The organism is Pseudomonas sp. S2_B07 (assembly GCF_054668435.1).
On sequence record NZ_CP162769.1, the window covers coordinates 443,472 to 455,253 of the forward strand.

The window sequence follows — 11,782 nt, forward strand, 5'->3', positions numbered from 1 at the left end:
CAACATGCAGTGAAGGCTACGGACAAAGTGCTGATCTGCAATTGATCGATATCAAGATTTACCGGCGAAAGAAACGCCCGAATGCAGGGTGGATAAAAAACACTTGGGCCAGCGAGAATCAAATGTGGGAGCGAGCTTGCTCGCGATGACTGCAGCACATTCAACAGTGATGTCGACTGGTCTACCGCTATCGCGAGCAAGCTCGCTCCCACATTTGATTTGCTGTGTTTTAGGGATCAACCGCCACTCATGTTCATGAATCTGACAATCTGTACCTCCCCGTCGGGACTGAAATCGTGGCGCAGTGGCTTGCCACGCAGGGCCCGCTGGACTGCATTGATCACCGGTTGGTCATCCAGTGGATAACGCCGCAGCAATCCCCGCAAATCCAGAGCATCGTCCTGCCCCAGGCACAGCAACAACTTCCCTTCAACAGTCATCCGCACCCGATTACAGCTGCCACAAAAGTTGTGGCTGTTGGGCGAAATGAAACCGATCCGGGTATCAGAATGGCGTTCCAGACGCACATAACGCGCCGGTCCGCCGCTGTTTTCGGTGCTGTCGAGCAACCGATGCTGGCTGGTGATCAGCGTGCGCACTTCGTCGCTGGAACAGAACGATTCGCCCCGGGAACGACCGACGTCGCCCAAAGGCATTTCTTCGATAAAACTGATGTCGATGCGCTGGTCGATAGCGTACTGCACCAACGCCGGGACTTCATCGAAGTTGCGCCCCTTCATCACCACGCAGTTGAGTTTGACCCGCTCGAACCCAGCGTCCCGCGCCGCTTCAATGCCGTTGAGCACCTGGTCGAGATCGCCGTTACGGGTGATCGCCCGAAACTTCTGTCCGTCCAGGCTATCGAGGCTGATGTTCATCCGCTTGACCCCGGCGTCGACCAATGGCCGGGCCAGACGGCCCAGTTGCGAGCCGTTGCTGGTCATCACCAGTTCGCGCAAACCGGGTAAAGCGGCGATGTTGCGGCACAGTCCGACAATGCCGGGACGGATCAGCGGCTCGCCGCCGGTCAGACGGATTTTGCGTACACCCAGGCCAACGAACAGCGTCGCCAAGCGCTGCAATTCCTCCAGTGTGAGCACCTGCTGCCGCGGCAGGAACGTCATGTTTTTCGCCATGCAATACACACAGCGAAAATCACAGCGGTCCGTCACCGACATCCGCAGATAATCGATCTGCCGTCCAAAACCATCCTGCATCACAGCGTTCATCACTTCTCCCGGTTTGCCTCGATGCTCACTGCACCAGCGGTGAGTCGGCGCCCTGCAAGTGAATGCCGCGAATATCCGCAGCACCGATCAGGGTTTGCAGGTACTGCACCAGCGCTTTCTGCCAGACGCCTTGCTGCAACTGTGTGCGGATCGCCGTCGACACCACTTCAAAGGGCAACGGCATGCCTTCGATTCGCTGATCGACACTGATCACATGCCAGCCGTAACGACTTTCCAGCGGTTTGCTGGCCAGGCCCGGTGCCAAGGTGAACAGCTGACGTTCCAGTTCAGGCACGGTCTGGCCCTTGCTGATCTGCCCCAGAGAACCGCCCTGAGCCTTCGACGGGCAGGCCGAATATTTCACGGCCAGCTCGGCGAAACTGCCGGGAAACTCATCCAGTTGCTGCAGCAGGACTTCGGCCTGACCCTGCGCAAGCTCGCGGGCCTCGACATCGTCTGGTGCACATTCGAGCAGGATGTGCCGCACCGCCAGCAACGGCGCGCTGTGGAAGCGCCCGCGATTGTTTTCGTAGTAACGCAGACTCGACTCCTCGTCACACTGAGGCACTTTCACCTCACGTTCGAGCAGCAAGCGAGTGGCCGCTTCTTCTTCGTTTTCACCGGCGCCGATTTCCAGCGACACGCCGAGTTCGGTGATGCGCTGCTGCAACAACTCGCGGATCACCAGCGCCCTGGCGGCCAGGAAGACCGCCTCCTCGCGGCTTTCGGCCGGGTGATATTGCAGCTCCTGGGCCATCGCTTCCGGGGTGATCGACACCTCGTTGACGCTGATGATCGGCCACTCCTGTTCACTGCTGGCGATCAACTGCGCCGGGGCGTCATCGGCCCCTGCGGGCTCAACCGGCAGGGCTTCAAACTGCGCCTGTGCGACCGGCGCGATGTCGAGAGCAGCCTCCGCTTTTTTTGAAGAACCGCAGCCACCGCTGCCCCCGTTACCACCACCACATCCACATCCACCTGACATGATTGTCTCCTCAGTACTTCTGACGAACGATTTGATAACGACGCCCCAGGTACCAGATCGGTGCGCTGATCATGTGTACGAGACGGGTGAAGGGGAACAGGACAAACAGGGTCAAACCGAGAAACACATGCAACTTGTAGATCAGCCCGACCGGCTCGATGGACGCCGCTGCTTCCACCGGACGCAACAGCACGGTGTTCTGCGCCCAATCGGCGAGCATCACCATCACCGAACCATCCATGTGCCCGGTAGACGCGACGATGGTCAGCAGACCGAGCAGCAATTGCGCGAGCAACACCAGAAGCACCAGGATGTCCGAAGGACTGGAGGTGGCGCGTACCCGAGGATCACTGAGCCGCCGGTTAACCAGCATCAGCAAGCCAATCAGGCATAACAAACCGAAGAGCCCGCCCGAGACCATTGCCAGCAACTGCTTGTTCTCAGTGCTGATCACGTGGTGATAAATCGACGCCGGGGTCAGCAGGCCGACGAAATGCCCCGCCAGCACGAACAACACACCGATGTGGAAGAAGTTGCTCGCCACGCGCATGCCGCGCTGATTGAGCATCTGGCTGGAGCCCGCCTTCCAGGTGTACTGCGACAGATCGAAGCGCGCCCAGCTGCCAATCAGGCAAATCGCCAGGGCGACGTAGGGATAGACCCCGAACAACAACAGGTTCCATTTAGACATTGCCTACCTCCTTGGCTGGCACGGCGGCCAACCCTTCATGCTGAAAATCCACCCAATGCAACGGCACCGCGCTTTCCTCACGGGCCTTGCCCGGTGCGCTTGGCAGCGAACTGCAACGGTCCTGCTGTTCAGCCTGGAGGAAGTCCACGGCCTCCTCTTCCCAGATCTTGTCGAGGGCTTCGAGGGAGTCGTCGCGAGGTTCCGCCGCGACCTGCGCCCGCAGGTCGGCGACCACTTGATGCGGCTCGGCCCCGGCAATTTGCAGCAGCGCCCGGAAGCAGCTGGCATAGGCGCTTTCGCGCTCTTCCAGACGTGCAGCGAGCAAGGCCAGCAAATGCGAAACATCCGCCAGGCCCTCGCGGGCCTCGATGTCTTCGCGGGTGGAGAGGAACTCCAGGTACAGCGGGATGTAATCGGGCAGCTCTTTGACGCCGATGGCAAAACCGGCTTCTTCGTATTGCGCCATCATGTCGACCATCGCCTGACCACGGTCGCGGGATTCACCGTGCACATGCTCAAACAGCAGCAGCGACAGCGAGCGCCCCCGACCGAACAGCGCACCGTAGTGCTCCTGCCCGTCCATCAGGTCATTGGCGCAGATCAGCTCGAGCAATTCGAACAACGCACCGCGCTGCGTCGGGCTGATTTCCCGTGACTGGATGATCGCTTGCTCCAGTTCGTCGCGACCACCAATCAGTGTTTCGGTCGGGTAATCGAGCAGCAGCGAAATCACTTTGAGAATTTGCATGCTCATTCCTCCCACAACTGGACGGTTTTCAGGATGTCGCGGCGGTTGGCTTTCTTGGCGCCGAACATGTTGGTGTCGGAGCTGCCGCTACAGCCGCTGCCGAAACTGAAACCACACCCGGAACGCTCAGCGAAGGCGTCGCTCATGGCGTCTTCACGGTGGGCGCTCGGTACAACAAAGCGGTCCTCGTAGTTGGCGATTGCCAGGTAGCGATACATCTCCTCGACCTGGGCCACGCTCAAGCCGACATCCGCCAGCACTTGCAGGTCCTGAACGCCGTCGACTTGCTCGGAACGTTTGTAGGCGCGCATCGCCAGCAAGCGTTTAAGCGCACGCTTGACCGGCTTTTCATCGCCCGCGGTCAACAGGTTCGCCAGGTACTTCAGTGGAATACGCAGGCTGTCGACGTCAGGGATCACCCCGTTCATACCGACGGTGCCAGCAGTGGCGGCGTTCTGGATCGGCGACAGCGGCGGTACGTACCAAACCATCGGCAAGGTGCGATATTCCGGGTGCAGCGGCAGTGCGAGTTTCCAATCCACAGCCATTTTGTAGACCGGGGAACGTTGGGCTGAATCGATCACCGACTGCGGGACGCCATCGGCCAGAGCCTGACGAATCACCGCCGGGTCATTTGGATCGAGGAAGATCTCCAGTTGTTTCTCGTACAGGTCCTGCTCATTGGCGGTGCTTGCCACTTCGCTGATGCGATCGGCGTCATACAGCAGCACACCGAGGTAGCGGATGCGCCCAACGCAGGTTTCCGCGCAAACGGTCGGCATCCCGGCTTCGATACGCGGGTAGCAGAAGATGCATTTCTCGGACTTGCCGCTTTTCCAGTTGAAATAGATCTTCTTGTACGGGCAGCCGCTGATGCACATCCTCCAGCCACGGCATTTCTCCTGGTCAATCAGGACGATGCCGTCTTCTTCACGTTTGTAGATCGCCCCGCTCGGGCAAGCCGCTGCGCACGTCGGGTTGAGGCAGTGCTCGCACAGGCGCGGCAAATACATCATGAAGGTGTTTTCGTACTCGCCGTAAATGTCCGCCTGGATCTTGTCGAAGTTCTTGTCCTTGCGACGCTTGGCGAATTCGGTGCCGAGGATTTCTTCCCAGTTCGGGCCCCACTCGATTTTCTCCATGCGCTTGCCGGAGATCAGCGAACGCGGGCGCGCGGTGGGTTGATGCTCGCCCAGCGGCGCGGTGTGCAGGTGCTGGTAATCGAAGTCGAACGGTTCGTAGTAGTCGTCGAGGCTCGGCAGATCCGGGTTAGCGAAAATGTTCGCCAACACGCGGAATTTACCGCCGATGCGCGGGTTGATCGTGCCGTTGGCATTGCGGATCCAGCCACCCTTCCACTTGTCCTGGTTTTCCCATTCTTTCGGGTAGCCGATCCCGGGTTTCGATTCGACGTTGTTGAACCAGGCGTATTCCATGCCTTCGCGGCTGGTCCAGACGTTTTTGCAGGTGATCGAACAAGTGTGGCAACCGATGCATTTGTCCAGGTTCAGAACCATGCCGATTTGTGAGCGAATCTTCATCTCAGTTCTCCTCAATATCGGTCGGCAGTGGACGCGGCAAGTCATCGCCACTTGAACCATCGAGCCAGTCGACTTTGGACATTTTGCGCACCACGACGAATTCATCGCGGTTGCAACCGACCGTGCCGTAATAGTTGAAACCGTAGGCTTGCTGGGCATAGCCGCCGATCATGTGGGTCGGTTTGAGCACCACTCGGGTGACCGAGTTGTGGTGGCCGCCACGGGTCTTGGTGGTTTCCGAACCGGGCACGTTCACGATCCGTTCCTGGGCGTGGTACATCATCACCATGCCGTCCTTGACCCGTTGGCTGACCACCGCACGGGCAGTCAGTGCACCGTTGATGTTGAAGCACTCGATCCAGTCGTTGTCCTCGATGCCTGCGCTTTTCGCGTCGTTCTCCGAGAGCCAGACAATCGGCCCGCCACGGCTGAGGGTCAGCATCAGCAGGTTGTCGCTGTAGGTGCTGTGGATGCCCCACTTCTGGTGCGGGGTGATCCAGTTCAGGACGATTTCCTTGTGGCCGTTACTGCGCTTGCCTTTCACCCCTTCAATGGTGCGGGTGTTAACCGGCGGCCGATAACTCATCAGTTGTTCGCCGAACGCCTGCATCCACGGGTGATCCTGGTAGAACTGCTGGCGACCGGTGATGGTGCGCCATGGGATCCCTTCGTGAACGTTGGTGTAGCCGGCGTTGTAGCTGACGTGATCGTCTTCGAGACCCGACCAGGTGGGGCTGGAAATGATTTTGCGCGGCTGTGCCTGAATGTCGCGGAACCGGATGGCCTCGTGGGCCTTGGACAGCGCCAGGTGGCTGTGATCGATGCCGGTGAATTCCGACAGTGCAGCCCAGGCCTTGACCGCCACCTGGCCGTTGGTTTCCGGCGCCAGGGACAGAATCACTTCAGCTGCGTCGATGGCCGTGTCGATTTTCGGCCGACCCTGGCTGATACCGGCATCGCCTTCTTTGTGATTGAGTTCACCGAGGAATTTCACTTCGTCTTCGGTGTTCCAGTTGATGCCCTTGCCGCCGTTGCCGTGTTTCTCCAGCAATGGCCCGAGGGACGAGAACTGTTTGTAGATGTTCGGGTAGTCACGCTCGACCACATGCAGATTCGGCGCGTTTTTGCCTGGCTCCGGTGCCACGCCGGCGCTTTTCCAGTCGGTGCCGCCAAACGGTTGGGCCAATTCGCCGACGCTGTCGTGCATCAGCGGGATGGTCACCAGGTCCTTCTCAACGCCCAGGTGCCCTTCGGACATACTGGAAAACGCCTTGGCGATGCCTTTGTAGATTTCCCAGTCGGAACGCGATTCCCACGCCGGGTCGATGGCAGCCGACAACGGGTGAATGAACGGGTGCATGTCCGAGGTGTTCATGTCGTCTTTTTCGTACCAGGTTGCGGTCGGCAACACGATGTCGGAATAGACGCAGGTCGAGGACATGCGGAAGTCCAGCGTAGTGACCAGATCGAGCTTGCCGATGGCGCCCTCGTCCACCCATTCGGCTTCTTCGGGTTTGCAGTCGCCGACCTGGCCGATGTCTTCGTTCATCACACCGTTTTTGGTGCCCAGCAGGTACTTGAGCATGTACTCGTGGCCCTTGCCCGAGGAGCCCAGCAGGTTGGAACGCCAGATGAACATGTTGCGCGGGAAGTTGACCGGGCTGTCCGGCTGTTCGCAGGAAAAACGCAGCGAACCGTCCTGCAACGACTTGACCACGTAGTCTTTCGGGTCCATGCCGGCCGCAGCCGCGTCGCGACAAATGTGCAAAGGGTTAGTGTTGAGTTGCGGTGCGCTGGGCAACCAGCCGGCGCGTTCGGCGCGGATGTTGTAGTCCAGCGCATGCTCGGGGAATTGTGATTTATCGGCCAATGGCGAGAGCACGTCGTGCATGCTCATTTTCTCGTGACGCCACTGCGAACTGTGGGCGTAGAAGAAGCTGGTGCCGTTCATTTGGCGAGGCGGACGGTTCCAGTCCAGGCCGAACGCCAATGGCAGCCAGCCGCATTGCGGACGGAGTTTTTCCTGGCCAACGTAGTGCGCCCAACCGCCACCGGTCTGGCCGACACACCCGCAGAGCATGAGCATGTTGATCAGCCCGCGGTAGTTCATGTCCATGTGGTACCAGTGGTTCATCGCCGCGCCGACGATGATCATCGAGCGACCCTTGGTCTTGTCGGCGTTGTCGGCGAACTCACGGGCAATCTGAATGGCTTTCTCACGGCTGACGCCGGTGATCTGCTCCTGCCACGCCGGGGTGCCAGGCACCGAGGCGTCGTCGTAATCCTTGGCGACGTTTTCGCCACCGAGGCCGCGATCGATCGCCAGGTTGGCGGCCGACAGGTCGAACACGGTGGCCACTTTGGCCACGCTTCCGTCCGCCAGCACCACGTTATGCACCGGCACGCGACGGTATTGCACAGCATCGCCGGCCACGTGCTGGAAGTGCTCGTGGGACTCGCCGGCAAAATACGGGAACGCCACTTCGGCGACGTCATCGCCAATCAGACTCAGTTTCAGATCGATCTCACGGCCTTCGCCGCCTTCACGAGGCAGGATGTTCCACTTGCCCTTCTCGCCCCAGCGATAACCGATGGAGCCCTGAGGGGACACCAGTTCGCCGCTGACATCCAGGGCGATGGTTTTCCATTCCGGGTTGTTTTCCTGGCCAAGGTTGTCGGTCAGGTCGCTGGCGCGCAGGAAGCGGTCCGGCTGGTAACCGGCGCCCGGTGCCTTGTCGACCATTTGCTTGAGCAGCACCAGCACCGGCAAATCGGTAAAGCGCTTGGCGTAGTCGGTGAAATAGGCGCTCGGTTTGTCCAGGTGAAATTCTTTGAAGATCACATGGTTGAACGCCTGGGCCAGCGCCGCATCGGTGCCTTGTTTAGGGTTCAGCCACAGGTCGGTGAGCTTGGCGACTTCCGAGTAATCCGGGGTGATCGCCACAGTCTTGGTGCCCTTGTAACGGACTTCGGTAAAGAAGTGCGCGTCGGGGGTACGGGTCTGCGGGACGTTGGAGCCCCAGGCAATGATGTAGTTGGAGTTGTACCAGTCGGCCGATTCCGGCACGTCGGTCTGCTCGCCCCAGACCATCGGCGAGGCCGGTGGCAAGTCGCAGTACCAGTCATAAAAGCTCAGGCAGGCGCCGCCGATCAGCGACAGGTAACGCGACCCTGCGGCGTAGCTGACCATCGACATGGCCGGGATCGGCGAGAAGCCGACGATCCGGTCAGGGCCGTATTGCTTGATCGTATAGACGTTGGACGCAGCGATGATCTCGTTGACTTCCTCCCAGTTGGAGCGAATGAAGCCACCCATGCCGCGTTTGCTTTTATAGGAGTCGGCCTTGACCTTGTCCTCGACAATACTGGCCCAGGCTTCCACCGGCGCCATGGTTTGCCGCGCATCGCGCCAGAGCTTGAGCAACGGCTTGCGAATTTTCGGGTACTTGAGCCGGTTGGCGCTGTAGATGTACCAGCTGTAACTGGCACCACGCGGGCAGCCACGGGGCTCATGGTTCGGCAGATCGTTGCGGGTACGCGGGTAATCGGTCTGCTGGGTTTCCCAGGTGATCAGGCCGTTCTTGACGTAGATCTTCCACGAGCAGGAGCCGGTGCAGTTCACCCCGTGGGTGGAGCGCACGATCTTGTCGTACTGCCAGCGTGAACGGTAAACGTTCTCCCAGTCGCGAGACTCTTTGCGGGTCTCGCCATGACCGTCGGAAAACTCGTTTTGCTTGCGATTGAAAAACCGCAATTGATCCAGTAAATGACTCACGGTGTAGTCCTCTCAGGCTTTGTCGCGGAGTCTGTGCCCCGCCCACGCAATGGTTAGATTCGGTTCGACTCAGCAGGGTGTCGCGGCGCCTTTGCGCGCGTACCACCACCAGGTCACGACGATGCAGCTCAGGTAAAAGCCGACGAACATGTAGAAGGCCATCTCCGGGCCGCCGGTCTGGGCCATCGAAGTGCCGAAGGATTTGGGAATGAAGAACGCACCGAAGGCGCCCATGGCCGAACTGAAGCCCAGGACCGCGGCTGACTCTTTACCGGCATTTTTCAGCGCTTGTTCGCGCACGGCGGGTGGTTTTCCGGCCGAGGCTTTTTCATGCTGGGTGCGGAAGATCACCGGGATCATGCGGAAGGTGGAGCCGTTGCCGATGCCAGTGGTAATGAACAGCAGCATGAACATGCCGAGGAAGCCGTAGAAGTTGCCGCCTGTGCCGTTTTGCGGCAGGAAGTGCAACACGCCAAAGACCATCACGATCATCAGCACGAAGTTCCACAAGGTCACTTTCGCGCCGCCAAGCTTGTCCGCCAGCCAGCCGCCCAATGGGCGTACCAGCGCACCGACCAACGGGCCGAGGAAGGCGAATTTCAAAGCGATGACATCAGGGAACGAGGTTTTGATCAGCAGCGGAAACGCGGCGGAGAAACCGATGAACGAACCGAAGGTCGCCAGGTACAACCAGCACATCAGCCAGTTGTGTTTGCGTTTGAAGATCACCGCCTGCTCGCTGAAAGAAGCGCGGGCACTGGACAAATCATTCATGCCGAACCAGGCCAGCACCGTCACCAGGACAATAAACGGCACCCAGATGAAACCGGCGTTCTGCAACCACAACTGACCGCCGTCCGGCAGGGCTTGAGGCTTACCGCCCATGAAACCGAACACGCCAAAGGTAATCACCAGCGGCACACAGAACTGCATCACCGAGACGCCCAGGTTACCCAGCCCGGCGTTGAGGCCAAGGGCCGTGCCCTGCTGCGACTTGGGATAGAAGAAACTGATGTTGGACATGCTCGACGCGAAGTTGCCGCCGCCAAAACCGCAGAGCAAGGCAATCAACACGAACACGCTGTAGGAGGTACTCGGGTCCTGCACGGCGAAGCCCATCCAGATAGAGGGCAACAACAGTGACGCGGTGCTCAGGGCGGTCCAGCGACGGCCACCGAAGATCGGCACCATAAAGGAATAGAAGACGCGCAAAGTCGCCCCGGACAGCCCCGGCAACGCCGCCAGCCAGAACAGCTGGTCGGTGGTGAAGGTGAAACCGATGGCGTTCAAGCGCACGATCACCGTGCTCCAGACCATCCACACCGCAAAGGCCAGCAGCAGCGCAGGAATGGAAATCCACAAGTTGCGCGTGGCGGTCTGTTTGCCGCTACGTCCCCAGAACGCTGGGTCCTCGGGGCGCCAGTCATGAATGACCGGGCCTTTGTCAGGCTTTTGCAGAACGGACATGTTCTTCTCCTAGGGCAATGCTGGAAATCGGGGACGGGGTCAGCAGCGGCGTTTTACCCAGCACCGCGCTTTTGCGTATTTCGCTGAAGTACATCCAGGTGAGGGAGACCCAGACCACGCCGTACATCAACATGAAGCAGGAAGAGCGCACGCCGGTGAGGTCCACCAGGGCGCCGAACAGGATTGGCAGCACGAACCCGCCCAGGCCACCGGCGAGGCCGACGATGCCGGACACCGCGCCCATGTTTTTCGGGTAGTCGTTGGCGATGTACTTGAAGACCGAGGCCTTGCCGAACGCGAAGGCGATGCCCATGACGAACAGCAGCACGGTGAACAGCGCGGGATTGAGGCCGATGTGGAAATCCACCGGGCCGTTGATCGTTTGCACTTGCAGTTGGGTTTGCGGATACGAGAGCAGGAACAGGCAGATCCAGCTGACCCACAACACCCACCAGGTCACGCTTTGCGCACCCCAGCGATCCGACATCCAGCCGCCGACCGCGCGCAGCACGCCGCCAGGCAGGGAGAAACAGGCCGCCAGCAACGCCGCGCTTTGCAGGCTGAAACCGTATTCCTGCACGTAGTACTTGGTCATCCACAGCGCGAGGGCGACATAACCACCGAAGACGATCGAGTAGTACTGGCAATAGCGCCACACCGCTGGGTCCTTCAGCGAGCTCAGTTGCTCACGCAAGGTGGCGCCGGTAGCACTGCGGTGGTCCTTGTTTTCGGCGCTGAGGAACCAGAACAACAACGCAGTAATAAAGAGGATCGCGCTGAAGACTTTCGGCACCAGCTGCCAGCTGCCAGCAGCGATCAGCGCCGGGGCGAGAAACTTGGTCACCGCAGCTCCGGCGTTACCGGCGCCGAAGATGCCCATCGCGAAGCCCTGGTTCTCTTTGTCGAACCATTTGGCGACGTAGGCGATCCCGACCGAGAACGAGCCGCCGGCCAGGCCGACGAACAAGCCCAGCACCAGGAACTGCCAGTAGGCGGTGGCGTGACTGATCAGGTACAGCGGCGTCACGCAGGCCAGCATCAGCAGGAAGAACACACTGCGCCCGCCAAAGCGGTCGGTCAGCAGGCCCAGTGGCAACCGCACCAGCGAGCCGGTCAGGACCGGGGTCGCGGCCAGCAGGCCGAACTGAGTTTCGTTGAGCTGGAGAAGGTCCTTGATCGGTACACCGAGCACGGCAAACATCATCCAGACCATGAAACACATAGTGAAGGCCAGCGTGCTCATGCCCAGCACCAAGCCTTGTCGTACACGCGGTTGGTTCACAAATGCTCTCCAATCAATTAGCCATGGCGGCAGACTAGAGAGGCGAACCCCGCAAAAACTTGAT

At 59.8% G+C, this 11,782-nt stretch carries 8 protein-coding genes; all 8 read right to left on the reverse strand.

Annotated elements, in window-relative coordinates; genetic code table 11:
• Nucleotides 1-236 precede the first annotated feature (236 nt).
• The 8 genes from moaA to AB4N43_RS02135 all read right to left on the reverse strand — a co-directional run bounded on the left by moaA (nucleotide 237) and on the right by AB4N43_RS02135 (nucleotide 11,718).
• The gene (moaA, locus tag AB4N43_RS02100) at nucleotides 237-1,229 is read right to left on the reverse strand and encodes a GTP 3',8-cyclase MoaA (RefSeq protein ID WP_222586722.1); all 993 of its coding nucleotides are present in this window, start codon (nucleotides 1,227-1,229) and stop codon (nucleotides 237-239) included.
• A 25-nt stretch (nucleotides 1,230-1,254) separates the two neighbouring features.
• Nucleotides 1,255-2,214: a peptidylprolyl isomerase gene (locus AB4N43_RS02105; RefSeq protein ID WP_460153007.1), complete on the reverse strand. Its 960-nt coding sequence runs from the start codon at nucleotides 2,212-2,214 to the stop codon at nucleotides 1,255-1,257.
• Between the two features lie 10 nt (nucleotides 2,215-2,224).
• Nucleotides 2,225-2,905 carry a respiratory nitrate reductase subunit gamma gene (narI, locus tag AB4N43_RS02110; RefSeq protein ID WP_222586724.1) on the reverse strand — a complete coding sequence of 227 codons (681 nt, stop codon included), beginning with the start codon at nucleotides 2,903-2,905 and terminating at the stop codon, nucleotides 2,225-2,227.
• The gene (narJ, locus tag AB4N43_RS02115) at nucleotides 2,898-3,653 is read right to left on the reverse strand and encodes a nitrate reductase molybdenum cofactor assembly chaperone (protein WP_282482947.1); all 756 of its coding nucleotides are present in this window, start codon (nucleotides 3,651-3,653) and stop codon (nucleotides 2,898-2,900) included. Before narJ ends, narI begins: the two co-directional genes overlap by 8 nt.
• A gap of 2 nt (nucleotides 3,654-3,655) precedes the next feature.
• Complete coding sequence (narH, locus tag AB4N43_RS02120; RefSeq protein WP_046047388.1) at nucleotides 3,656-5,194, reverse strand: nitrate reductase subunit beta; 1,539 nt, start codon at nucleotides 5,192-5,194, stop codon at nucleotides 3,656-3,658.
• Nucleotide 5,195: 1 nt separating this feature from the next.
• Nucleotides 5,196-8,969: a nitrate reductase subunit alpha gene (locus tag AB4N43_RS02125; protein ID WP_222586726.1), complete on the reverse strand. Its 3,774-nt coding sequence runs from the start codon at nucleotides 8,967-8,969 to the stop codon at nucleotides 5,196-5,198.
• Between the two features lie 69 nt (nucleotides 8,970-9,038).
• Nucleotides 9,039-10,436: a NarK family nitrate/nitrite MFS transporter gene (locus tag AB4N43_RS02130; RefSeq protein WP_452626597.1), complete on the reverse strand. Its 1,398-nt coding sequence runs from the start codon at nucleotides 10,434-10,436 to the stop codon at nucleotides 9,039-9,041.
• A complete protein-coding gene (locus tag AB4N43_RS02135) occupies nucleotides 10,414-11,718 on the reverse strand; it encodes an MFS transporter (RefSeq protein WP_222586728.1) in 1,305 nt (434 codons plus the stop codon). Before AB4N43_RS02135 ends, AB4N43_RS02130 begins: the two co-directional genes overlap by 23 nt.
• Nucleotides 11,719-11,782: the final 64 nt, after the last annotated feature.

What these genes read in the sequence shown, in the direction of transcription:
- moaA (WP_222586722.1), bottom strand. Translation starts at nt 1,229, where the DNA reads ATGAACGCTGTGATGCAGGATGGTTTTGGACGGCAGATCGATTATCTG.
- AB4N43_RS02105 (WP_460153007.1), bottom strand. Translation starts at nt 2,214, where the DNA reads ATGTCAGGTGGATGTGGATGTGGTGGTGGTAACGGGGGCAGCGGTGGC.
- narI (WP_222586724.1), bottom strand. Translation starts at nt 2,905, where the DNA reads ATGTCTAAATGGAACCTGTTGTTGTTCGGGGTCTATCCCTACGTCGCC.
- narJ (WP_282482947.1), bottom strand. Translation starts at nt 3,653, where the DNA reads ATGCAAATTCTCAAAGTGATTTCGCTGCTGCTCGATTACCCGACCGAA.
- narH (WP_046047388.1), bottom strand. Translation starts at nt 5,194, where the DNA reads ATGAAGATTCGCTCACAAATCGGCATGGTTCTGAACCTGGACAAATGC.
- AB4N43_RS02130 (WP_452626597.1), bottom strand. Translation starts at nt 10,436, where the DNA reads ATGTCCGTTCTGCAAAAGCCTGACAAAGGCCCGGTCATTCATGACTGG.